At 65.5% G+C, this 23,639-nt stretch carries 20 protein-coding genes and 1 riboswitch; of the genes, 13 read left to right on the plus strand and 7 right to left on the minus strand.

Going from position 1 to position 23,639, the window contains the following annotated elements; genetic code table 11:
• Positions 1 to 47: 47 nt before the first annotated feature.
• The 9 genes from F0Q04_RS10255 to F0Q04_RS10295 all read left to right on the plus strand — a co-directional run bounded on the left by F0Q04_RS10255 (position 48) and on the right by F0Q04_RS10295 (position 11,347).
• A complete protein-coding gene (locus F0Q04_RS10255) occupies positions 48 to 776 on the plus strand; it encodes a cobalt ABC transporter substrate-binding protein (protein ID WP_182345336.1) in 729 nt (242 codons plus the stop codon).
• A complete protein-coding gene (locus tag F0Q04_RS10260; RefSeq protein WP_021027639.1) occupies positions 773 to 1,099 on the plus strand; it encodes a DUF3649 domain-containing protein in 327 nt (108 codons plus the stop codon). Before F0Q04_RS10255 ends, F0Q04_RS10260 begins: the two co-directional genes overlap by 4 nt.
• Positions 1,096 to 2,832 (plus strand): PepSY-associated TM helix domain-containing protein, encoded by a 1,737-nt coding sequence (locus F0Q04_RS10265; RefSeq protein ID WP_182345337.1) that lies wholly within the window; start codon positions 1,096 to 1,098, stop codon positions 2,830 to 2,832. Before F0Q04_RS10260 ends, F0Q04_RS10265 begins: the two co-directional genes overlap by 4 nt.
• Positions 2,829 to 3,116 (plus strand): DUF3325 domain-containing protein, encoded by a 288-nt coding sequence (locus F0Q04_RS10270; protein WP_116925050.1) that lies wholly within the window; start codon positions 2,829 to 2,831, stop codon positions 3,114 to 3,116. The genes F0Q04_RS10265 and F0Q04_RS10270 overlap by 4 nt, the downstream gene beginning before the upstream one ends.
• A 127-nt stretch (positions 3,117 to 3,243) precedes the next feature.
• Positions 3,244 to 4,656 carry an SWIM zinc finger family protein gene (locus F0Q04_RS10275; RefSeq protein WP_182345338.1) on the plus strand — a complete coding sequence of 471 codons (1,413 nt, stop codon included), beginning with the start codon at positions 3,244 to 3,246 and terminating at the stop codon, positions 4,654 to 4,656.
• A complete protein-coding gene (locus F0Q04_RS10280) occupies positions 4,653 to 6,374 on the plus strand; it encodes a DUF5691 domain-containing protein (protein ID WP_182345339.1) in 1,722 nt (573 codons plus the stop codon). Before F0Q04_RS10275 ends, F0Q04_RS10280 begins: the two co-directional genes overlap by 4 nt.
• Before the next feature lie 43 nt (positions 6,375 to 6,417).
• Positions 6,418 to 7,500 (plus strand): ATP-binding protein, encoded by a 1,083-nt coding sequence (locus tag F0Q04_RS10285; protein WP_182345340.1) that lies wholly within the window; start codon positions 6,418 to 6,420, stop codon positions 7,498 to 7,500.
• Positions 7,501 to 7,547: 47 nt separating this feature from the next.
• Positions 7,548 to 10,109 carry a DUF5682 family protein gene (locus F0Q04_RS10290; RefSeq protein ID WP_182345341.1) on the plus strand — a complete coding sequence of 854 codons (2,562 nt, stop codon included), beginning with the start codon at positions 7,548 to 7,550 and terminating at the stop codon, positions 10,107 to 10,109.
• Between the two features lie 116 nt (positions 10,110 to 10,225).
• Positions 10,226 to 11,347, plus strand: a complete 1,122-nt coding sequence (locus F0Q04_RS10295; RefSeq protein ID WP_232539663.1) for a VWA domain-containing protein — start codon at positions 10,226 to 10,228, stop codon at positions 11,345 to 11,347.
• Positions 11,348 to 11,428: 81 nt separating this feature from the next.
• Here the strand turns inward: F0Q04_RS10295 and F0Q04_RS10300 are convergent, their stop codons facing one another.
• A complete protein-coding gene (locus F0Q04_RS10300) occupies positions 11,429 to 12,163 on the minus strand; it encodes an aspartate/glutamate racemase family protein (protein WP_021027627.1) in 735 nt (244 codons plus the stop codon).
• A gap of 15 nt (positions 12,164 to 12,178) precedes the next feature.
• Positions 12,179 to 13,711 carry an NCS1 family nucleobase:cation symporter-1 gene (locus F0Q04_RS10305; protein WP_182345342.1) on the minus strand — a complete coding sequence of 511 codons (1,533 nt, stop codon included), beginning with the start codon at positions 13,709 to 13,711 and terminating at the stop codon, positions 12,179 to 12,181.
• Between the two features lie 421 nt (positions 13,712 to 14,132).
• Positions 14,133 to 14,295: riboswitch (yybP-ykoY riboswitch) on the plus strand.
• A 20-nt stretch (positions 14,296 to 14,315) separates the two neighbouring features.
• On the opposite strand from F0Q04_RS10305, the gene mntP reads away from it, so the two are divergent.
• The 3 genes from mntP to F0Q04_RS10320 all read left to right on the plus strand — a co-directional run bounded on the left by mntP (position 14,316) and on the right by F0Q04_RS10320 (position 17,176).
• Positions 14,316 to 14,885 carry a manganese efflux pump MntP gene (gene mntP / locus F0Q04_RS10310; RefSeq protein WP_116925055.1) on the plus strand — a complete coding sequence of 190 codons (570 nt, stop codon included), beginning with the start codon at positions 14,316 to 14,318 and terminating at the stop codon, positions 14,883 to 14,885.
• Between the two features lie 442 nt (positions 14,886 to 15,327).
• A complete protein-coding gene (locus F0Q04_RS10315) occupies positions 15,328 to 16,329 on the plus strand; it encodes a DUF808 domain-containing protein (RefSeq protein WP_116925056.1) in 1,002 nt (333 codons plus the stop codon).
• Positions 16,330 to 16,564: 235 nt separating this feature from the next.
• Positions 16,565 to 17,176 (plus strand): OmpW/AlkL family protein, encoded by a 612-nt coding sequence (locus F0Q04_RS10320; protein WP_182345343.1) that lies wholly within the window; start codon positions 16,565 to 16,567, stop codon positions 17,174 to 17,176.
• 98 nt (positions 17,177 to 17,274) lie between these two features.
• Here the strand turns inward: F0Q04_RS10320 and F0Q04_RS10325 are convergent, their stop codons facing one another.
• Together F0Q04_RS10325 and F0Q04_RS10330 are read right to left on the minus strand one after the other, a co-directional pair.
• Complete coding sequence (locus tag F0Q04_RS10325) at positions 17,275 to 18,558, minus strand: O-acetylhomoserine aminocarboxypropyltransferase/cysteine synthase family protein (protein ID WP_182345344.1); 1,284 nt, start codon at positions 18,556 to 18,558, stop codon at positions 17,275 to 17,277.
• A 118-nt stretch (positions 18,559 to 18,676) separates the two neighbouring features.
• Positions 18,677 to 19,768, minus strand: coding sequence for a YeiH family protein (locus F0Q04_RS10330; protein WP_182345345.1), 1,092 nt, complete (start codon positions 19,766 to 19,768; stop codon positions 18,677 to 18,679).
• A gap of 168 nt (positions 19,769 to 19,936) precedes the next feature.
• Between F0Q04_RS10330 and F0Q04_RS10335 the strand changes: the two genes are divergently transcribed.
• Positions 19,937 to 20,836 (plus strand): LysR substrate-binding domain-containing protein, encoded by a 900-nt coding sequence (locus tag F0Q04_RS10335; RefSeq protein ID WP_182345346.1) that lies wholly within the window; start codon positions 19,937 to 19,939, stop codon positions 20,834 to 20,836.
• A gap of 18 nt (positions 20,837 to 20,854) precedes the next feature.
• Here the strand turns inward: F0Q04_RS10335 and F0Q04_RS10340 are convergent, their stop codons facing one another.
• The 3 genes from F0Q04_RS10340 to F0Q04_RS10350 form a co-directional block, all read right to left on the minus strand.
• Positions 20,855 to 21,397, minus strand: coding sequence for a response regulator transcription factor (locus F0Q04_RS10340; RefSeq protein WP_021026719.1), 543 nt, complete (start codon positions 21,395 to 21,397; stop codon positions 20,855 to 20,857).
• Entirely contained in the window at positions 21,360 to 22,718 is a 1,359-nt protein-coding gene (locus F0Q04_RS10345) for an ATP-binding protein (RefSeq protein WP_232539577.1), read from the minus strand. The genes F0Q04_RS10340 and F0Q04_RS10345 overlap by 38 nt, the downstream gene beginning before the upstream one ends.
• 106 nt (positions 22,719 to 22,824) lie before the next feature.
• Positions 22,825 to 23,580, minus strand: a complete 756-nt coding sequence (locus F0Q04_RS10350; protein WP_116925059.1) for an SURF1 family protein — start codon at positions 23,578 to 23,580, stop codon at positions 22,825 to 22,827.
• Positions 23,581 to 23,639 lie beyond the last annotated feature (59 nt).

Below are 23,639 nucleotides of genomic sequence, written 5' to 3' on the forward strand. Positions count from 1 at the left end.
CGCACAAGGCGCCTGCAGCATGTTTATCAAAATAGGAGAGAGAGCATATGTTGAAGAAATCCCTGTCTGCCCTGAGCCTGGCCGTGCTGGCCATGTCCGCCCAAGCCCACCAGGTCTGGCTCGAGCCCGCCGGTGCAGACAACGCCGTGGTGCTGCGCTTTGGCGAGTTTGGCGACAACCTGCGCGAAGCGTCCCCCGGTCTGCTGGACCATTTTGGCAAGCCCCAGGGCGTGCTGATCAACGCCAAGGGCGAAGAGAAGGCCGCTGCCGGCAACAAGACCGCCAATGGCTTTGCGCTGCCTTTCAGCGTTCAGGCGGGCGAATCCATCGTGGCGGAGGACGCGAACTACCCGCTGTCCAAGTTCAAGCGTGATGGCAAGGATGTCACCAACTGGTACCACCCCGCTGCACGCCTGGTCACCGGCTTTGCCGCGCAAAAGCCCAAGCTGGCACTGGACCTGACCCCGACCGGCAAGGACGGTGAGTTCAAGGCCACGTTCAAGGGCCAGCCGCTGGCCAAGACCCAGGTCGCGCTGGTCACCCAATCGGGCTGGATGAAAGAGGGCCACACCGATGCCCAAGGCCTGGTGCATTTCGACCTGCCATGGCAAGGCCAGTATGTGGCCGAGATCAAGCACAACGACCGCACGCCCGGCGAGCGCGCTGGCGAGAAGTACGACGGCGTGAGCTATGTGACCTCGGTCACCTATGTGAAGCCGGACGGCGTGGCCCCTGTGGCGGCTGGCCCCGTGGCAACGCCTAACCCGGCCAAATGACCAGCCAGGCGCTGAGCGGCGCCTTGCGCGCCGCGCTGGCCAAGGCCTGCCGGGTTGGCCCGCTGCTCTCGCGCATCGTTGCCGCCATTGGCGGCGGCTATGCGCTGGCGGCGGTGGCCAGCGTGGCGGTGCTGGCCTTGCCCATGGCCAAACCCCAGGCGGTGCTCGCCGGCACCATGGCCAGCTTTCTGGTCTACACCGGCGCGGTGATCTGGGTGTTTGCCGTGCGTTCGGCCACCCGTGCCTGGGTGGGGCTGCTGCTGGCCGCTATACCGCTGCTGCTGGCCGCCTGGCCGGTATGGAATGGAGTGACTCCGGCATGACTGCCATTGATAAAAAAGATAGCAAACCGAGCAAGCCAGCCGTGCGCGGCATCCGCCAGACCATGTCCGACCTGCATATCTGGGCCGGGCTGCTGGTGGGCTGGATTCTGTATGCGATGTTTCTCACCGGCACGGTGAGCTACTTCAAGGAAGAGATTTCGCAGTGGATGCGGCCCGAGCTGGCCCACCAGGCCGTGGTGCCCGATGCCGCCGAGGTGGCCCCGCGTGTGGCGCAGGTGCTGGAGCAAGTGGCCCCTGGCAGCAACCAGTGGAGCCTGGCCATGCCCGATGCGCGCAACAACGTCGTGAGCGCGTTCTGGCGTATTGCCAAGCCCGAAAAGGGCGAGCGCGGCTTTGGCAGCGCAGTATTCGATCCCCAGACCGGCCAGAAGGTGGCCGGCCGCGAGACCGTGGGCGGTGAGTTCTTCTACCGTTTCCATTTTCAGTTCCACTACATGCCCGTGCTCTGGGCGCGCTGGCTGGCGAGTTTTTGCGCCATGTTCATGCTGGTGGCCATTGTCAGCGGCGTGATCACGCACAAGAAGATCTTTGTCGACTTCTTCACCTTCCGCTGGGGCAAGGGCCAGCGCTCCTGGCTCGATGCGCACAATGCGCTGTCGGTCTTTGGGCTGCCTTTCCACGCGATGATCACCTATACCGGCCTGGTCACGCTGATGGCGATGACCATGCCCTGGGCCAGCAGCGCTGCCTTCAAGACCCAGGCCGAGCGCCAGGCCATGCAAAGTGAGTTGAGCACCTTTATCCCCGCCGGCAAACCCAGTGGCGAGGCCGCGCCGCTGGCCCCCTTGGGCGATATGGTGCGCCAGGCCCAGCAGCGCTGGGGCGAGGACCGCATTGGCCGCGTCACCGTCAACAACGCAGGCGATGCATCGGCGCGCGTGATCGTCACCTATGGCGATTTCGAGCGCGTGTCGATCAGCCCCAAATACATGCTGTTCGAGGGCAGCACGGGCAAGCTGCTCGAGGTCAAGGACCAGGTCGGCGCGGCGGCCGAGACGCGTGGCGTGCTCTATGCCTTGCACCTGGGCCGCTTTGGCGATACCACCGTGCGCTGGTTGTACTTCCTCACCAGCCTGGCAGGCACGGCCATGGTCGGCACCGGCCTGGTGATGTGGACCGTCAAGCGCCGCACCAAGCTGCCCCATCCGGACAAGCCTTACTTTGGCTTCTGGCTGGTGGAGCGCCTGAACATTGCTGCGATTGCGGGCCTGAGCATCGGCATGGCCGCCATGCTCTGGGCCAACCGCCTGCTGCCGCTGGGCATGGAAAAACGCAGTGACTGGGAGATCCACTGGTTCTTCATCCTCTGGGGTGCCAGCTTGGTCTGGGCCATGCTGCGGCCTGCCAAGCGCGCCTGGGTGGAGCTGCTCTGGGCCGGTTGCGCGGCGCTGGCCTTGCTGCCGGTCCTCAATGTGCTGACCACCGACCGCCCGCTGTGGCGCAGCCTGATCGAGGGTGACTGGGTGTTCAGCGGGCTGGAGCTGACCTTGCTGGCGCTCGCTGCGCTGCATGCCTGGCTGGCGGTGCGCACCTGGCGCCACCAACCCAAGCGCAAGCCGCAGCGCCAGGCAGCGCCACGGCAAGCGCCTGCCGCCCGAGATGCTGACACGGGCGCGGTGGCCGCCAATGCGGTGGCCGTCAATACGGTGGCCGTCAATACGGTGGCCGCCAACGCTGCCATTGCCACCGATCTGCAGGAGGCCCGGCCATGAATCACCTTGCCATTCAGCTGGTGTCGCTGCCAGCGTTTGCACTGCTGGCGCTGGCCATGGACCGCCACCAGCTCGACCTGTTGGGCCGTGAACTACCAGCTGGCCAAACCCGGGGCCTGCGCCTGGCCGGCTGGCTGGCGCTGCTGGCCTCGCTGGCGATAGCCGTGGGGCTCAAGGGTTGGTCGCTGGGCCTGGTGACCTGGTGCGGCCATATCTCGCTCAGCGCCGCCATCGTCATCCTCACGATGGTGGCCTGGGAACGCCGCAAATCTGTAAAAAAGTGAGACGCCAGGCGGGTCGCAGGCCTGTCTTGCATCATTTCGTCTTGCGCCCTGCCTACAATCGTGCGATGCCGCTAGAAATAAATCTATAAAGCGGTTTACTAACAGATTGAATGGACGGGGAGGCGGTTTGTCACGTGTCTTAGCAACCGAAGCCGAGGTGGTGGCGCTGTCACCGGATGCCTCTTCCACCAAGGCGGCACAAGGGTTGAAGAACCCCAGCAAATGGCCCAGCCTGGGCTGCAATGAAACGGCAGCCTGGGGCGAATGCCAGGGCAGCGGCTCCAAGCCCTACCAGACCCAGGTCGATCTGAGTGGGCCATCCTTCAAGTGCTCTTGCCCGAGCCGCAAATTCCCCTGCAAACATGGCCTGGCGCTGATGCTGCTGCGCGCTGCCGGCCAGGTGGCCGACAATGCCGAGCCGCCTGCCTGGGTCAGCGCCTGGCTGGACAGCCGCGCTGAAAAAGCCGAGAAAAAAGAAGCCAAGGCTGCTGCCATTGCCGCAGCTCCGCCGCCCGATCCCGAGGCGCTGGCCAAGCAGCAGGCCAAGCGCGACGACAAGCGCTGGGACAAGGTGGCCGCTGGCATGCAGGAGCTGCAACTGTGGATGCAGGACATGCTGCGCAACGGCCTGGCCAACCTCTCGGGCGACCAGCAGGCGCGCCAGCACTGGAACACGATGGCCGCGCGCATGGTCGATGCGCAGGCCAGCGGCATGGCCGCCCGTATCAAGGAGGCCTGGGAGCTGGTGGACAGCCATCCGCAATGGTCGCGTGACCTGCTGGTGCAGCTGGGCCACTGGCAATTGCTGGCCGATGCGGTGGCACGGCGCGATACCCTCGGCGCCGAGACCCGCGCCGATGTGATGGCCGCGCTGGGCTGGCCCATGGACAAGGCCGAGGTGCAGGCGCGCGGCCAGGCGCTGGCCGATGACTGGCGGGTCGTAGGCCTGCGCCAGATCGAGCGCGAAGGCCGTCTGCAGGAGCGCCGCGTATGGCTGCAAGGTCTGCACAGCGGGCGCATCGCCTGGCTGCTCGATTATGCGCAAGGCGGCCGTGGTTTTGAGACCGCCTGGGTGCCGGCGCAAAGCTACCGGGGCAGTCTGCATTTTTACCCCGGCCAGGCGCCTCTGCGCGCGATTGCGGGTGCTGATATCGAGTTGCTGGCGCCTGGCGCCGGCGCGCCTTTGGGCGAGGCGGCATGGCGCGATGCCTTGGCGCAGCTGAGCCAGCGCATGGCCGCCAACCCCTTGCAGCCGGTGCAGCCGCTGTGGTGCGGCCAGGGGCGCTTGCAGATCAGCGCTGGCCAGTGGTATGCGGTCTGGCCGCAACAGGGCGAGGCCTCGGCGCTGGTGCCGCTGGCCTTAGCTGATGACCAGGCCTGGCAATTGCAGGCGCTCGGTGGCGGCGCGCCGATGGCGCTGTTTGGCGAATGGGAGGGCGGCCAGCAGCAAGGGCGTTGGCGCCTGCTCAGTGCCTGGCAGGCTAGCGATGGCCAGGCGCCATGGACCAACATCTGGCAGAACCGGGGTGACGTGCTGTGAGCCATGCAAATCTTTGGGCTGCCTTGCAGCAATCGGCGCTGGTGGGTGCCGAGCGGCTGGCGCTGCCAGCCATCTTTACCCAGGGCATCGACCGCAGCGCGCCCGCCAGCCAGCAGGCCCTGCAAGCGGCCTTGATGCAGCCGGCGGGCAGCCAGGCCGAGCAAGTGCTGCGCGCCACGGCCGTTGCTGCGGTGCTGGAGCGCGTGGGCTGGCAGCCCGGTGCATCGCAGCCGCAACTGCCAGCGGCGGCCGGCCCCGCTGCGGTGCCGCCACCGGCCCAAGAATCGCGCCCGGCACCGCAGGGCGAGCCACTGTTGCGGCTGCTGGGCGAGGTGCTGCAGGGCAATGCGCCCGAGCTGCTGGCGCTGGCCTTGGCCAGCCTTGATGAAGCCGGCCAGCGTCTGCCTTATGCGCTGCTGGTCGATGCCTTGCACCAGGGCCGCCAATCGGTGGAGCTGCGCCAATGGCTCACGCCGGTGCTGGGCGAGCGCGGCCGCTGGCTGGCCGCCCAGAACCCGCAGTGGGCCTATGCGCATGGCGTGCAAGAGACGGCCGATGCCGAGCAGATCTGGCAGGAAGGCTCGCTCGAGCAGCGTGTGGCCTTGCTGCAGCAGCAGCGCGCCACCGACCCGGCAGGCGCACGCGCGCGGCTGGAGGCCAGCCTCAAGGAGCTGAGCGCCCGCGAGCGCGCACCCATGGTGCAGAGCCTGGCGCGCGGCCTGTCGGCCGATGACGAGGCCTTGCTGGAAAAGCTGCTGGGTGACCGCAGCAAGGACGTGCGTGAATCGGCCGCCAGCCTGCTGGCACGCCTGCCCAACAGCCCGCACAGCCAGCGCATGGGCGCGGCGCTCCAGGCCATGCTGAGCCAGGATGCCAATGGCGAGTGGCAGATCGAGCCACCCCAGGAGGGCCACAAGGACTGGGAGCGCGACGGCATCACCCTGCAGCCGCCCGCCTATATCAAAGGCCATCGCGCCTGGTGGCTGCAGCAGCTGGTGGAGCTCACGCCCCTCGATTTCTGGCAGCAGCATCTGGGCAAGACGCCCGAGCAGCTCTGGGAATGGAGCCGGCGCAGCGACTGGAAGGGCGCACTGCGCCAGGGCTGGATCGCGGCGCTGCGTGCCCAGCGCGATGTGCGCTGGCTGCCGCTGATCCAGAGCATGGAGAGCGACTCGCGCAGCAGCGATGTGCTGCCGCTGCTGATGGCCGAGCTCAGCGCCGCAGAGCGCGAAACCCAGTGGCTGGCGCAGCTGCAAGCCAAGCTGGGTAAGAGCGCCTTTATCGAGGCCATCCACCGCATCGACGAAGGCATGGGGCGCGCAGAGTTGCTCTCGCCTGCGATGTCAAGCTGGTTGCTGGAGGCCTTGCTCAGCACCTTGCAGGCGCGCCAGCCTGCGGGCAACTGGCACAGCTGGCAGGCCGACCATGCCATTCTGGCCTGCGCCCGCCGTCTGCAGGTGGTTGATCTGGAGCGCTTTGCCCAGCTGTGGCGCGCGCCACGCGCGGCAGTGCCCGCCGAGCCTGTGCCCGCCGAAGACGACACCGCGTTGGTGGTGCCCGAAGGTGCTACCGAGGCCGAAGTTGCCAAGCTCAAGCAGGAGCAGCATGCGCGCCTGGAGCGCTCGCGTCTGCGCCCCTGGGACGACGAGCAGGTGCTCGCCGAACTCAACCGCATTGTCGATCTGCGCCTGGCGCTGCAAGCGGCCCAGCCCGCCTGATGGCGCCCACCCCGAACCTATTGATCTCTACCGGAAGCACACCATGAGCCAAGTACTACGCCAGCATGCCGAGCAGCAATTTGCCGAAGAACTAGATGCCCTGCAAAAGGCCGATGACCGCCCGCGTCCGCCCAACTGGAAGCTCTCGCCCTGGGCCGTGCTGCAGTACCTGATGGGCGGCACGCTGAGCAATGGTTTTGAAGTGAGCGCCAAGTACATCGGCAGCCCACGCCTGATGGAGATCGCGGTATCGACGCTCGCCACCGACCGCGCACTGCTGCTGTACGGCGTGCCCGGCACGGCCAAGTCCTGGGTGTCCGAGCACCTGGCAGCGGCCGTGAGTGGCGACTCGACCATGCTGATCCAGGGCACGGCCGGCACCAGCGAAGAGCAACTGCGCTACGGCTGGAACTATGCGCAGCTGCTGGCCCATGGCCCCTCGGAAAAGGCGCTGGTCCCCAGCCCGCTGGTGCATGCGATGAAGCTGGGCAAGATCGCCCGCATCGAAGAGCTGACCCGCATCCCCGCCGATGTGCAGGACACCTTGATCACCGTGCTGTCCGAAAAGACCTTGCCGGTGCCCGAGCTCTCGACCGAGTTCCAGGCCGTCGCCGGCTTCTCGGTGATCGCCACGGCTAACAACCGCGACAAGGGCGTCAACGAGCTCTCCAGCGCCTTGAAGCGCCGCTTCAACACGGTCGTGCTGCCCGTGCCTGCCTCGCAGGATGAGGAAGTGAAGATCGTCACCAAGCGCGTGGGCGAGCAAAGCCGCGCGCTGCAGCTGCCCGCTGAAGCCCCCGCGCTCGAAGAGGTGCGCCGCGTGGTGCAGATCTTCCGCGAGCTGCGCAATGGCCAGACCGAAGACGGCAAGACCGTGCGCATCAAGTCGCCCAGTTCCACCTTGTCGACCGCCGAAGCGATCTCGGTGATCAACAGCGGCATGGCGCTGGCCGGCCATTTCGGCGATGGCGTGCTGCGTGCGCACGATGTCGCCTCGGGCCTCTTGGGCGCCGTCATCAAGGACCCGGTGCAGGACAGCGTGGTCTGGAAGGAATACCTGGAGACCGTCGTCAAAGAACGTTCCGAGTGGAAAGACCTGTACCGCGCCTGCCGCGAGCAAATCTAAGCCGCTGGCGCCGTTTTTCTTCTGCCCCGACAACGCTGACCGAGCCCATGGCCACTTCTGCTGACAACGTCCATTTCTTTGGCATTCGCCACCACGGCCCAGGCTGTGCGCACAGCCTGGTGCATGCGCTGGCGCAACTGCAGCCCGACTGCCTGCTGGTGGAAGGCCCGCCCGAGGGCGAGGCGCTGCTGCCGATGCTGCGCAGTGCCGAGCTACGCCCGCCTGTCGCCATGCTGGTGTACATGCAAGACGAGCCCAGCCAGGCCGCGTTTTACCCCTTTGCCGAGTTCTCGCCCGAGTGGCAGGCGCTGCAATGGGCGAGCGAGCAAGGGGTGACCACGCGCTTTATTGACCTGCCCCAAACCCATGCGATGGCCCAGGACTGGGCGCAGCGCCAGGCGTTGAAAAAGCCGGAGCCCGCGCAGGATGTGGATGGGGAAGAGGGCGAGGACGATCCGGTGCAAGCAGTGGACGAGGCGCCAGGCAATGCCGCTGAGGCCAGTGCCGACACGGCCCCGGTGACGGATGTGGACAGCGATGCAACAGATACCACCGCCAGTCAGCAAGCGCCGGTGCGCGACCCGCTCGACTGGCTGGCCCATGCGGCCGGCTTTGAGGATGGCGAGAGCTGGTGGAACCGCCTGGTGGAAGAGCGCGGCGACAACGAAGCGCTGTTCACCAGTATCAACGAGGCGATGACGGCGGTGCGCAGCGAGCTGGGCGACGACGGCGAGGCCTGGCGTGGCCCGCACTACGCGCTGCGCGAGGCCCAGCGGGAGGCGCATATGCGCCAGTGCATCCGTGAGGCGGTGAAAGCCGGCTACCAGCGCATTGCGGTGGTCTGCGGCGCATGGCATGTGCCGGCACTGCAGCAAAGCACCACCGCCAAGGCCGACAGCGCCGTGCTCAAGGGCTTGCCCAAGGCCAAGGTGCTGGCGACCTGGGCGCCCTGGACCTACTGCAACCTGGCCAGCCGCAGCGGCTATGGAGCGGGCGTCACGTCACCGGGCTGGTACGCGCATCTGTGGCAGTGCTACCGGGCGGATGCGGCCTGGGCACAGCAGGCGGCGCAAGGCCATTCGATGCCTGCACGCAGCGCCCGCGATGCCGCCACCTTGCGCACCGCAGGCTGGCTCACCCGCGTGGCACGCCTGCTGCGCGACAAGGACCTGGACTGCTCCAGCGCCCACATCATCGAAGCCACGCGTTTGGCCGAAGGACTGGCTGCCATGCGTGGCCAGCCGATACCGGGGCTGCAGGAGATCAACGAGGCCATCGTCACCGTGGTCTGCATGGGCGAGACCGCGCCGCTGACCCTGATCGATGACGAGCTCACCATCGGCCATGTGCTGGGCAGCGTGCCCGCCGATGTGCCGCAGGTGCCGCTGCAGCGCGATATTGAGCAGCAGCAAAAATCGCTGCGCATGAAGCCCGAAGCGGCGAGCAAGCTGCTGGCCTTGGATCTGCGCAAGGAGACCGACCTGGCGCGCAGCCATTTTCTGCACCGCCTGCGCTTGTTGGGCATTGGCTGGGGCACGCGCGCGGCCGATGCGCAGCGCAACCGCGGCACCTTCCGCGAGAGCTGGCAGATGCAGTGGGAGCCGGAGCTGGCCGTGCGCATCATCGAGGCCAGCGTGCATGGCGCCACCGTGGCGCAGGCCGCCACCGCGCGGCTGCGCGCCAGCCTCTCGCCCGATACGCCCTTGCCCGAGATTGCGCAGGCGATTGACGACGCGCTGCTGGCGAACTTGCCGCAGCTGGTCGAGTCGCTGATTGCCACCCTGGCCGAGCGCGCGGCCACCACCGGCGATGTGGCCCAGCTGCTGCAGGCGCTGCCGCCGCTGGCCAATGTGTACCGCTATGGCAGCGTGCGCCAGACCGATACCGCCTTGCTGGCCACCGTTATCGATTCGCTGGTGCTGCGCGCCGCCATTGGCTTGCCAGTGGCATGCATGGCGATGGACGAAGAGGCCGCCGCTGCGATGAAGGGCAAGGTGCTGGCCGCGCATGAGGCGCTGCGCCTGCGCGGCAATGATGCGCAAGCCCAGGCCGCAGTCGACGCCTGGCGCGCTGCGCTGCGCAGCCTGGCGATGGGCGACGCCGCTGCGGCCTTGCTGCGCGGCATGGCCTGCCGATTGTTGCTCGATGAGCATCTGCTGGACAGCGCCGAGGTGGTGCTGCAGTTCAACCGCAACCTGTCCTTGGGTGCTGCGCCGCTCGATGTTGCTGCCTGGCTGGATGGCTTTTTGAACCAGCAGGCGCTGGTGCTGCTGCACGACGAGGCCATCTGGGGTGCCGTCGATGCCTGGCTGGCGGGGTTAGGTGAGGTGCAGTTTGCGCAGATCTTGCCGCTGGTGCGGCGCAGTTTTGCCAACTTCAGCAAGCATGAGCGCCAGAGCCTGGGCGACAAGGCCCGGCGCGCGCCGGTGGCTGGTGCTGCCGTGCCTGCTGCCGCCTTGGCGGCGGGCGATGAGGATGCCCCCTGGGACGAGGCGCGCGCTGTGCTGGCGCTGCCGCTGCTCAACACCCTGCTGGGGCTGGAGCTGCCGCCCGAGTTGCTGGCGCAGATTCCGCCTGCCGCCACGCCTGCTAACCAAGCCCTGGAGTGATGACGATGACCCATGCCGCCCATCCCGCGCCAGGCCTGGCGCAAGACGATGCACAAACCCTGCCGCCAGATGAGGCAGAGGCGCTGCAGCCCACCACCCGCTTGCAGCGCTGGCGCATGGTGCTGGGCAGCCCGGCCGATGCCAGCTGCGGTACCGTGGGAGGACGCCTGCAGGAGATGGACCAGGCGCTGGCCGCGCTCTACGAAGGCGACAGCCAGCTCGGTTCGCGCAAGGGCGGCCGGGGCAATTCGTCGCCCTCGGTGTCGCGCTGGCTTGGTGATATCCGCAAGTACTTCCCCAGCCAGGTGGTGCAGGTGATGCAGCGCGACGCGATGGAGCGCCTGCAGCTGCGCGAGTTGCTGCTGCAGCCCGAGATGCTGGAGAACGTGCAGCCCGATGTGCACCTGGTGGCCAACCTGATTTCGCTCGGCTCGGTCATCCCGCAAAACACCAAGGCCACCGCGCGCCTGGTGGTGCGCAAGGTGGTGGACGAGCTGATGAAAAAGCTCGAAGAGCCGATGCGCAGTGCCGTGGCCGGCGCGCTGGACCGCAGCCAGCGCAACCGCCGCCCGCGCCATGCCGAGATCGACTGGAACCGCACGATACGCGCCAACCTGCGCCACTGGCAGCCCGAGTACCAAACCATCGTTCCCGAGACCTTGATCGGCTACGGCCGCAAGGCGCGCCGCCCGCAGCGCGAGGTGATTCTGTGCATCGACCAAAGCGGCTCCATGGCCAACTCGGTCGTCTACTCCAGCATCTTTGGTGCGGTGATGGCCAGCCTGCCTGCCGTCGCCACCAAGCTGGTGGTGTTTGACACGGCCGTGGTGGACCTGACCGACAAGCTCGACGACCCGGTCGATGTGCTGTTTGGCGTGCAGCTGGGCGGCGGCACCGATATCAATGGTGCGGTGGGCTACTGCCAAAGCCTGATCAGCGAGCCGCGCAACACCATCCTGGTGCTGATCTCGGACCTGTACGAGGGGGGGGTGGAATCCGGCCTGCTGCGCCGCGCCAATGAGCTGGTGGAGTCGGGCGTGCAGTTCATCACCTTGCTGGCGCTGAGCGACGAGGGCGCGCCCGCCTACGATGCGGCGCTGGCCGCCAAGCTCGCCGCCTTGGGGGTGCCGTCCTTTGCCTGCACCCCGGATGCCTTCCCGCAGCTGATGGCCGCTGCGATCCGCCGCGATGATGTCGCGGCCTGGGCGGCAACCCAGGGCTTCAAGACCAGCCAATGAGGCTGCCAGGCAGCCATCCAGCCAGAAAAAAGCCCTGCGGTGCAGGGCGGTTGGAGTAAGCAGAGTGGGGTAGAAGTCCGGTTAGCGGCCCAGCGAATCGGGCAGCGGAAAGCCGGTGATGCGCTTGGCGCGCGGCGGCGCATAGGTGCGCACCTTGGAGGTCTTGAGGCCCAGGCGCACCAGCGATTCGGCGATCGTCACCGCTGCGGCCACGCCATCGACCACGGGCACGCCGGTGCGGCTGCGCACCTTGTCTTCGAGCTCGGCCATGCCGCCGCAGCCCAGGCAGATGACCTCGGCATGGTCTTCTTCAACGGCCTTGGCCGCCTGCTGCACGATAGCGTCGACCGCGCGCTCGGGCTGGCTCTCGAGCTCCAGCACGGCCATGCCGCTGGCGCGCACCGAGGCGCAGCGCGCATCCAGCCCGGCCAGCTTGAGCCGGTCTTCGATCAAGGGCACAGCGCGGTCCAGCGTAGTGACCACGGCGTATTTGTGGCCCAGGAACATGGCAGTCGATGCCGCCGCCTCGGTGATGTCGACGACGGGCACTTCCAGCAGCTCTTGCAGGCCTTCGCGGCCATGCTCGCCGTAGCCGGCCTGGATGACGGCATCAAAGGGCTGGTCATAGCGCATCACCGCATCCATCACGCCAACGGCGCAGAGGTAGCTCTCAAAATTGCCTTCCACCGATTCTGCGCCAAAGCGCGGGGTGAGGGCGACGATCTCGGTGCCCGGTGCGGCCGCCCGGCGCGCCTGGGCGCCGATGGCCTCGGTCATGCTCTCGGTGGTGTTGACGTTCACGATCAGAATGCGCATGCAAAAAACTCCGTCTCAATGTTGGGCATGGTTCACGGCAATGGCCTCGCCGTCCTGGTCTTCATAGTGCTGGCCCTTGGGGGTCAGCAGCCAGTAAAACAGGCCGCCGAGCCCGGCCGCAATAAACCAGGAGAAATGCGACACCGACTCGAGCGCCGGCAAAAAGGCGAACAGCAGCGCAATCAGCGCCGAGGGCACCAGGGCCTGGATGGCGCGGCGGTTGACGCCGTTTTCGTAATGGTAAGGGCCGTTGCGGTCATCGCTGTAGAGCGCCGGCACATGCACGCGCTGCTTGCGGATCAGCCAGTAGTCGGCCATCACGATGCCAAACAGTGGGCCGAGGAACGAGCCCAGACCGCCCAGGAAATACAGGATCACCAGCGGTGAGTCGTAGAGGTTCCAGGGCAGGATCACAAAGCCGAGGATGGCGCTGACGAGGGCCGCGCGGCGGAAGTTGAGCTGGCGCGGCAGCAGGTTGGCCAGGGCCAGAGCGGGTGCGACAAAGTTGGCCATCAGGTTGACGGCGATGGTCAGGATCAGCAGCGACAGGCTGGCGAGCACCAGCAAGGGCTTGTTGGGGATCTTCTCGACGATGTCGGTGGGGCTCAGGATCAGCGTGCCGTCAATCGCCAACTGGCCGCCGGTCAGCACGACGACGATCAGGCCGAAGATCAGCATGTTGATGGGGATGCCCCAGAAGTTACCCTTGACCACGGCGCTGCGTGAGGTGGCGCCCCGGGTGAAGTCACAGAAATTGAGCACAAAGGTGCCATAGATGGCGACCCACAGCGAGGCTGCGCCCATGATCTGCACCCACATCGCCGCACCGGTGCTGGGCTTGGGCGCCGTCCACTGGATCTTGCCGCCCGAGCTGTACAGCACCCAGCCGGCCAGCGCGATAAAGGTCACCAGAATCACCGGGCCGGCAAAGGCCTCGTACTTGCGGATGCTCTCCATGCCCCAGCAGGCAATCATCGTCTGCACCACCCACAGCAGGCTAAAGCTGATCCAGCCGAGCACCGGCAGGCCCAGCACCTGGTGCGCCAGCAGCACCTGCAGGCTGGGGAAGAGGGTGATCAACAGTACATCGAGCACCTTGGAGGCCAGGTAGGTCTGGATGCCGAACCAGGCGATCGCGACACCGCCCCGGATCAAGGCCGGGATCTGCGCGCCCCGGGTGCCAAAGCTGATGCGGCTCATCACCGGAAAAGGCACACCCGTCTTGGGGCCCATGAAGCCCGACAAGGTCAGCAGCACAAACAGCATGGCAGCGCCCATCATCAGCGCCGTCAGAGTCTGCCAGCCACCCAGGCCCAGCGCAAACAGGCCGATGGCAAAGGCGTAGTTGCCCAGGCTGTGCACATCATTGGCCCAGAGCGTGAACAGGCTGTAGGCACCCCAGGAGCGGCTGTCTTTCTTGGTGGGCGCGAGGTCTTTGTTGTAGAGCGATGGGCATACGCCGGCGGGCAATGCACCGGCCGCTGCGGGGCGCTGCTGTGCGGGGTTGAAGGCAAAGCCTGCGTTCTGGTCTGCTGCAAGATCGGTCATTGACATCCTTGGATCGGGCGCATCCAGCTGCGCCTTATTTGCGGCCTGGCGGCCGGGTTTGTCTCGTCATGTGCGCGGGTCCATGCATGGCATGTGCAGCACAAGACAGGCCTCAATGGCTATGCGTTGTGTGCACATATGCATACATTAAGTGTATACAAAACACCTGAAAATGAACTAGGGGCAACCCTGGGTGAAGTGCCACGCTGTTACTTGGGAGACGCCTTGGCTGCCTCTGTCAGAGGGTGCCAAGGGAGAGCTGCAATACATGAGCTTGCTCATGTTTCGGCTTGTAGCGGTTGGCGTTCTAGCTGGGCACCAGGCCGCAACAGCAAGACGGAAATACGATCCATTCCTAAAGAACTTGGCGCGGTTGGGGCCATGTGCTCCGAAGCGCTGCGCAGCGTTTAGACTGCGGCTTCCCTTGGGGAGTAGCCTGCTTCCGCGCTGGAAGCGTCTGCGTCAACATACTCGGCATTTCGCATGCTGTGGCGCAGACATCCGTTCTTCGGTTGGCGAGACCATCGGCATGCCAGCACGACCTCGGTCGGGCAGTGATGGCGTGCCGTTGTGCTCATGCCCGACTGTCCTAGAAGAACCTCCGATGAACGCTGCTTCCATTTCCCTGTTGGCGCTTGCCATGTCCACTGATGCCTTTGCTGCCGCGATTGGCAAAGGCTCTGCCCTAGTCAAACCCCGTTGGTCCGAGGCGCTGCGCACCGGCCTGATCTTTGGTGTCATCGAAGCCATCACGCCGCTGGTGGGCTGGGCGCTGGGCTATGCCGCGGCCGATTATGTGAAGGCCTGGGACCACTGGATTGCCTTTGTGCTGCTCTTGGTGCTGGGCGGCCGCATGGTGCTGGGTGCCTTCCAAAGTGCCGATGAGCCCGAGATGAGCCGGCCCGCGCGCCATGGCTTCTGGCTGCTGGTCGCCACGGGCTTTGCCACCAGTATTGACGCGATGGCGGTAGGCGTGGGCCTGGCCTTTCTGGATGTGAACATCACCGTCGTTGCGCTCAGCATTGGTTTTGCCACCTTTGCGATGGTGACCCTGGGCGTGATGGTCGGCCGCATTCTGGGCAATATCACGGGCCGCTGGGCAGAAGCGGTGGGTGGTGTCGTGCTGATTGCCATTGGCTCGCTGATTCTGTACGAGCACATGGTGGCCGTATAAAATCAAAGCCCTCCGCTGGCGTGGCAGAGGGCTTGGCTGCGTTTTGCGCTGTAGGAGCGTTGCTACAGGCAAAACAAAGCCCCGCAGAGCAGGGCTTAAGTGAGAGAGATCAGTGGGCTTGCAATTGCTGCGGGTGCCGGGTTTTTAGTTCTGGCTCAACCGCTTGCAGGCTGCGCTGGTATCAGAAGCGGGCAGGAGCACGCTTACGGTCACGTTCGTCTTCAGGCCAAATAGCAAACACTTCAGTCATTTCAGTCCTTTCACCTTTCTGGTGTAGATGGGTGTACAACGGGCCGCGCGCTGAAGTTGTTGACAAGGCCTGCATAAAGTTTTGTGAACAAGCTCCAACAAAACGTAGAAATCACCGTTTTATAGGGTCTGACACAGCATTGCACCGCGAAATCGCTATGATTTGCCACCGAATTTGGATTGGGAGTGCGTAATGGCTGGTGCTGGTTTGTTGATGTTGCTCGATGATATTGCGACCTTGCTTGACGATGTGGCGCTGATGACCAAGACGGCTGCGGGCAAGAGCACGGCCATCCTGGACGATGTGGCCACGCAGACCAAGGTGGCGGTGCAGAAGACCGCGGGGGTGCTGGGCGACGACCTGGCGCTGAACGCCGAGCAGGTGACTGGGGTCAAGGCCAACCGGGAGTTGCCGGTGGTCTGGGCGGTGGCCAAGGGGTCGCTCAAAAACAAAGTCATCTTGGTGCCGGCAGCGCTTTTGATCAGTGCTTTTGCGCCTTGGTTGATCACGCCGCTGTTGATGCTTGGCGGCGCTTTTCTGTGTTTTGAAGGGGTGGAGAAGGTGCTGAGCCTGTTTCACAAGCCCGGCAAACAGGCGCCCCATGATGCCGTCAAGGAGTCCGAGCAGGCGGCGCAGATGGGCGTGGCGCCATCATCCGTGAAGGCTGCCAGCGAGAAAAACATGGACCCGGTGGCCTATGAAAGAGCCAAGGTGGCGGGTGCGGTGCGTACCGATTTCATTCTGTCTGCAGAAATCATCGCCATCGCGCTGGGCACCGTGGCCAGCAAGCCGCTGTGGGAGCAGTTTGCGGTGCTGGTGGCCGTGGCACTGGCGATCACCGTGTTTGTCTATGGCCTGGTGGCCGGTATTGTGCGCATGGACGATGTGGGCATGTGGCTGATGCGCAAGACCAGTGCCGCAGCCCAGGCCCTGGGCCGGGGCCTGATTGCGTTTACGCCCTGGCTGATGCGTGGCCTGTCGATTGTGGGAACGGCTGCGATGTTCATGGTGGGCGGCAGCTTGCTGGTGCATGGCATGGGCCCGATCGAGCATTGGTTGGAGAGCACCGTAGCCCCGATGGGCGGTGTGGTGGCCATGCTGGCCCCAACGCTGGTGCACGTGGCCGTCGGTGCGGTCATTGGTGGCCTGGTGGTGCTGGCGGTAGAGGCCTGGCACAAGATGCGCGGCCACTGATCGACAGCAACCACGGATGGCTGCTGGCCGCGTCCCTCGGGCGCGGCGCTGCAAGAAGCAGAAGGCGGCATCGCAACAGCGGGCCGCCTTTTTTCATCGCTTGTTTTGTCGGGTTGATCTGGGTCAGGGCAGCCTGGCCCGCATGAGCAGAAGATGCTGAACATGGACGGCAGACAAGGGCCGGTTCCGCAACTTTTCAATCCATGCGAGCAAGATCGCAGCGAGGGCAATGACGATGAAAAAAATGATGTTGGCAGCGGCAGCTGTATATGCAATGGCGTCGGGCGCGGCGATGGCGCAAGAGGCGCAAAGCCCCTGGCAAGTGCGTGTGCGCGCCGTGCATCTGGACAGCGCCAACAAGGACTCCACCGGCCTGGGCCTGTCGATCAATGACAAGACGATTCCCGAAGTGGATGTGAGCTACTTTTTCACGCCCAATATCGCGGCAGAGCTGGTGCTGACCTACCCGCAAAAGCATGACCTGCGCTCGGACGGCGCCAAGATCGGCACGCTCAAGCACCTGCCGCCCAGCCTGCTCGCGCAGTACCACTTCACCAATATGGGCGCCTTCAAGCCCTACCTAGGCGCTGGTGTGAACTACACGCGCTTCTCGAACGTGAACTTTGCACCGGCTGTTGAGGCCGCGCTCGATCCATCGATCAAGAAGAACAGCTTTGGCCCGGCGCTGCAGATCGGCTTTGACTACATGCTGGACAAGCACTGGTCGATCAACGTCGACGTGAAGAAGGTCTACATCAAGACCGATGTGCGCTCGGCCGGCACCAAGGTGGGCACTTTTAAGGTGGATCCTTGGTTGCTGGGTGTGGGTGTGGGCTACCGCTTCTAAACAGGTCCTCATGCCCGCTCCTGGTGATCCAGGAGCCACAGAGCACTGTGTTTGAGCCGCTTGTTGAAAGCGGCTCTTTTTTTGCGTGCGACGGCCCCTCAGACCTTGGCCAGCGCCTGCTCCAGATCGGCCAGCAGGTCATCGACATGCTCGATGCCGACCGACAGGCGCACCATGCCTTCGCTCACGCCGGCTTTCTCCAGCTCTGCGCTGTCCAACTGGCGGTGCGTGGTCGAAGCCGGGTGCGTCGCCAGCGATTTGGCATCGCCAATATTGACCAGGCGGGTGAACAGCTGCAGCGCATCCAGAAAGCGGGCACCGGCGGCGCGCCCTTCGCCGTCTGCGGCATTGAGGCTGAAGGACAGAATGCCCGAGGCGCGGCCGCCCGACTGCTTTTGCAAGGTGGCATGGTCCGGGTGGTCCGGTAGGCCCGCATAGCGCACCCAGGCCACCTTGGGGTGCTTTTGCAGCGTCTCGGCAATCTTTTGCGTGTTCTCGCAGATGCGGTCCATGCGCAGCGCCAGGGTCTCGATGCCTTGCAGGATCTGGAAGGCGTTCTGCGGCGAAATGGCTGCGCCCATATTGCGCAGCGGCACGACGCGCGCGCGGCCGATGTAGGCCGCAGGGCCCAGCGCTTCGGTGTAGACCACGCCGTGGTAGCTCACATCGGGTTCATTGAGGCGCTTGAAGCGCGCCTTGTGCTCGGCCCAGGGGAACTTGCCGCTATCGACGATGGCGCCGCCCACGCTGGTGCCATGGCCGCCCAGGTACTTGGTGAGCGAATGGACGACGATGTCGGCGCCATGCTCGATGGGGCGCAGCAGATAGGGCGAGGGCACGGTGTTGTCCACGATCAGCGGCACACCATGGCGGTGGGCCACATCGGCGAGCGCGCGGATATCGGTCACATTGCCCAAGGGGTTGCCGATGGACTCGATGAACACGGCCTTGGTCTTGTTGTCGATCAAGGCGCCAAAGCTGGCCGGGTCGCGTGGATCGGCAAAGCGCACCTCAATGCCCTGCTGCGGAAAGGTATGGGCAAACAGGTTGTAGGTGCCGCCATACAAGGTGCTGGCCGAGACGATGTTGTCGCCCGCTTCGGCCAGCGTTTGGATAGCTGCGGTGATCGCTGCCATGCCCGAGGCCAGCGCCAGCGCGGCAATGCCGCCTTCGAGCGCGGTCACGCGCTTTTCCAGCACATCGGTGGTCGGGTTCATGATGCGGGTGTAGATATTGCCCGGCACCTTCAGGTCAAACAGGTCGGCGCCGTGCTGCGCGCTGTCAAAGGCGTAGGCCACCGTTTGGTAGATGGGCACGGCCGCAGCCTTGGTAGTGGGGTCGGGCGAATAGCCTGCGTGAACGGCCAATGTCTCGATGCGCATGGTGTTGGAATCCTTGTGTGCTTGGCGGAATGAATCGTTGGTTGTTGTAGCAGTTTTGCGCGCCGGGCCAACGATTTTTTGGGTATGAGCTTATGAGGCCGCAGAGCCCCGAGCCCCCTCAGAGCCAGGTATTGACCGCCAGCCCGCCCAGCACCAGCCAGACAAACAGCACCAGGGCCAGCAGCAAGGGCTTGATGCCCGCAGCCCGCACGGCGCGCACATGGGTGGTGAGCCCCAGGCCGGCCATCGCCATCGTCAGCAAGGCGTTGTCCCACTGCACACCGATGGCGAGCGCCTGCGCAGGGATGACGCCCAGCGAATGGATGCCTGCCACGGCCACAAAGCCCAAGGCAAACCAGGGAATCGTGATCTGGCGGGCCTGCACAGGGCGGTTGTCTGCGGGCTGGTTGGCGGATGCGTCCGGACCTGGACGTTTGGCCAGCCACAGCGACAGTGCAATCAGAAACGGGGCAAGCATCATCACCCGTACCATCTTCGCGACCACGGCGGTGTCGGCCGCGCTGCTGCTGATGGCGCCGCCAGCAGCGACCACCTGCGCCACCTCATGCACGGTCGAGCCCACCCAGAGGCCATAGCCGGCCTCGCTCATCTGCAGGCTGGGCGCGAGCCACTGGTAGAGCACCGGGTACAAAAAGGTGCCCACGGTGCCAAAGACCACCACGGTGGCGATGGCGACCGCCACATCATCGGCGCGCGCCTTGGCCACCGGGGCGGTGGCCAGCACGGCCGCTGCGCCGCAGATGGCGCTGCCCGCGCCCACCAGCATGCTGGTGCGGGCATCCAGCCCCAGCCAGCGCTGGCCCAGCCACTGCGCCAGCACAAAGGTGCTGCCGAGCATCAGCGCATCGATCAGCACGCCGCTGGCGCCCACGGCAGAGATGTCCTGGAAGGTCAGGCGCAGGCCATAGAGGATGATGCCCAGGCGCAGCAGCTGCTGCCTGGACAGGCCCACCCCCGCAGCCGCCGGCGCCTGCACCCAGCCGTAGACAGTATTTCCCACCAGCATGCCGATGACGATGGCCAGCGTGAGCGCGCTCAGCCCATGGCTGCCAAACCAGGGCAGGGCCGCGAGCGTGCTGGCCAGCCAGGCAATGGCCGCACACAGCAGCAGCCCCGGTGCCAGGCGTTTGGCGCCATCGAGCCAGTGGCCGTTGCGCAGTTGGGGGAGGGAGAGGGGGGCGAGTGACATGGGCGGTTCCAGAGGCCCTGGCAGGGCCAAAAGCGGTGGCCTGCCGGGCGATATGGAATCACTATAGAAATTATTCTTATATCTGTATAACTAATTGTTTGGTTAATATCTACCGATAAAATAGGTAGATATTTTTTTATCAACCCAAGCGCCTTGTGCGCCATCAATATGCTCCATCTCAGCCTGCGCCAGTGGGAGGTCTTCTGCGCCATCGCCCACAACGGCAGCACCGTCGCTGCGGCCCAGGCCATCGGCCTGTCGCAATCAGCGGTCAGCGCCGCCTTGCAGCAGCTGGAGGCGGGCCTGGGCGCGCAGCTGTTTGCGCGCAGCGGCAAGCGCCTGGTGCTCAATGATCTGGGGCGCAGCCTGTGGCCGCAAGCGCAAGGCTTGCTGGAGCTGGCCTTGCAGCTGGAGCAGGCCACGCAGCAGACCGAGCCGATGGCGCCCGTGGTGCTGCGGCTGGCGGCCAGCACCACGATTGCCAACCATGTGCTGCCGGCCATCCTGGCGGACTTCATGCAGCGCTATGCGCTGGTGCGGTTTGAGGTGGTGATCGGCAATACGCGCGAGGTGGCCGAGGCGGTGGGCGAGGCCAGTGTGGACCTGGGCTTTATCGAAGGGGTGAGCCACTGGCCGGCGCTGGAGGTGCAGCCCTGGCGCGAGGATGAGCTGGTGCTGATTGCCGCGCCGGGCCATGCGCTGGTGGCCGCTGCCGGCCACAGCCCTGTCAGCGCCCAGCAGCTGGGCGCTTGCCGCTGGCTACTGCGTGAAGAGGGCTCGGGTACGCGCGAGGCAGTGGAGTTCACCGTGCTGTCCCAGCTGCGGGAATGGCCGATTGCGGCGGTGCTGGGCAGCTCCGAAGCCATTTGCACGGCGGTGGCGCGCGGGGCGGGCATCAGCTGCCTGTCACGCGTCATTGCCCAGCCCTGGATCGAGCGCGGCGAGCTGGCCGTGCTGCACAGCCTGTTGCCGCCGATGCGGCGCCAGTTTTCGCTGCTGCAGCGCCAGGGCAAGCAGCGATCGCCGGTGCTGCAGGCCTTGGTGCAGGCCTGTATGGACGCTGTCTGAGCCCAGTTGAGCAGGTTCTTAACGAACGTGCTGCTTGTCGAGCTTGCGCGCCAGGGTGCGCCGGTGCATGCCCAGGCGGCGCGCGGTCTCGGAGATGTTGAAGCCGGTCTCGGCGAGGGTCTCGTGGATCTTCTCCCACTCCAGCGTCTTGATCGAGGTGGTGGCGGCGGTCAGATCGACCTCGGTGCTGCCTTCGACCCGGCTGAAGGCCGCCTCGATGTCGTCGGTGTTGGAAGGCTTGGCCAGGTAGTGGCAGGCGCCCAGCTTGATGGCCTCCACCGCCGTGGCAATGCTGGCGTAGCCGGTCAGCACCACAATCAGTGCCTCGGGGTTTTGCGCATGCAGCAACTGCACGCAGGACAGGCCCGAGGCGTGGCCGGCCAGCTTCAAGTCCATCACCGCGTACTGAGGGCGCTCGGTCTGCAAGAGTTGCGCCACTTCGTCGGCGCTGCTGGCATGGAGCACGCGGTAGCCACGTCGCTCAAAGGAGCGGCGCAGCGTGCGGGCAAAGGCGGCATCGTCTTCAACCAGGAGTAAGAGGCGTTCTTGGGTTGGCGTCATGGTGTGGTTCGTCATCCAGGGCAATGGAGGCCAGCGGCAGGCTGATGCGCACGGCCGCGCCGCCGCCCAGGTGCTGTTCGCGGTTGCGGGCCTCGACATGGCCGCCCAGCGAGCGGGCCACATTCATCACCAGGAACAGGCCCAGGCCACCGCCAGGGCGCTGTTTGGTGGACTGGTAGGGCTTGCCCAGGTGGGCCAGGATCTCGCTCTTGAAACCCGGGCCGCTGTCGGTCACCTGCAGCACCAGCTGGGCATCGTCCTGCGCGGGGCATTCCACCACGAGCTGGACAAAGCCGGGTGAGGCCTCTAGTGCATTGTCCAGCACATTGAAAATCATCTGTTGCAACGAGGTATCCGAGATGATCGGAATATCGCGCGCGACCTGCTTGCGGTAGACGAAGTTGCCGGGCTGGCGGTGGCTTTGCCACTGCGCGGCGACCCGGTCCATGAAGGTGACCAAGGTGGTGCTCTGCGGCGCGTCGCCGCGCGTCTCACCGGCCGACAGCAGCACGCCGGTGACGATGGATTTGCAGCGCTGCACCTGGTGCTCCATCTCGTGCAGGTCCTCCATCAGTTCGCTGTCTTGCGCGATCGAGGGCATGCGCTGCCAGTCGCCCAGAATCACCGCCAGCGTCGACAGCGGCGTGCCCAGCTCATGGGCGGCGCCGCTGGCCAGCAGGCCCATGCGCACGATGTGCTCCTCTTCGGCCGCGCGCTGGCGCAGGTCGGCCAGGCGCGCATCGCGCAGCTGCAGGTTGGACATGATGCGGTTGATGAAGGAGACCAGCAAGATCGCATTGAGCCCAAAGCTGATCAGCAGCCCCAGCAGGTACAGCGCATGCATGGCGCCACTGCGGTGGCTCATGATCTGCAGCGGCTGGTAGAAAAAGGCCAGCGCCACCGCGCAGCTGCCGGTGACCACCACAATGCCCCAGGCATAGAACGGCTTGAGCAGCACCGCCCCCAAGGTGACCTGGAGCAGGAACAAGGTAATGAAGGGGTTGTTGGCGCCGCCGCTCAGGTAGAGCTGCAGGCTGAGCGCCCCCACATCGGCCAGCAGCGCCACAAACAGATCGCTGGAGGAGATGTCGTGCTGGCGCCAGCGCAGCCACCAGACGCAGATCAGGTTGGTGATGACCAGGCCGGCCAGCACGGCAAACATCTCGTACAGCGGCAGGTAGATGTCAAAGCCCCAGCGGACCAGCGAGATGGTGACCACCTGGCCCACCACCGCCAGCCAGCGCAGCTGGATGAGCAGCTGCATGTTCTGGCGGTCAGTGGTGTGGGTGACCTGAAACGGGGAGGGGATGGACAGTGGCACCGTGCAATTGTGCCGCAGGACTGTGCCGCAGGAATGTGCGGCAGTCGGCAGGCCTTGCGCCTGCCAGTGTTACCGGCGCCGACGGGCGCCGGTAACTGCACCGTGGCTAACGCGCGCCCTTGCGTTTGCGAAGAACCAGCCAGGTGGCGCCCACCACCATCAGGGCCAGGCCATACCAGGTCAGCGCATAGACCAGGTGGTTGTTGACAAAGCGAACCTGCGTGAGCCCTGCGCGTGGCCACTGCTGGCCTTGCAGGTCGCTGGCGCTGCTGCGCTTTTGCTCGCCCACCAGCTCGGCGCTGCCATCGGGCAGGCCTTCGTCGATGAAGAACGGTGCCACCTGCGCCAGGCCCTGCGCCTGTGCAATGGCCTGCACATCGCGCGAGAACCAGCGCTGGGCTTGCGGGTCGTTGTCGCGCAGAAAGCCGCCCTTGGGCTCGGTAGCGCGCAGCAAGCCGGTCACGCTGACCTCGCTCGTGGGCGTCGCTGCTGTCAGCTGCGGGCCGCCTGCCCAGTCACGGCGCAAGGCGTCGGGCACAAAGCCGCGGTTGACCAGCACCTGGCTGCCATCGGCACGCTGCAGCGGCGTGAGCACCCAAAAGCCCGAACCCAGCGCCGTGGTGGCCTGGGTCAGCACGGTCTTGTCCGTCAGCCACTGGCCTTGCAGCTGGCTGGGCTGGTATTCCAGCGCCTTGGCGTCGAGCTGGGGCCAGCTGGCTACTGCGGGGACGGGTTGGGGCGCGCTGTGCACCCGGCGCTCGACCCGCTCGATGAGGTCGAGCTTCCACTGCAGGCGGTAGACCTGCCAGGTGCCCAAGGCGCAAAAGCCCAAGAACAAGGCGATGCCCACGGTTGCGAGCATCGCCTGAAAAAGTGCGGAATGCCGGGGCTGGCCCTGTGCATTCCGTTGCGTTTCGTTGG

Source organism: Comamonas koreensis, from assembly GCF_014076495.1.
Classification (GTDB): domain Bacteria; phylum Pseudomonadota; class Gammaproteobacteria; order Burkholderiales; family Burkholderiaceae_C; genus Comamonas; species Comamonas squillarum.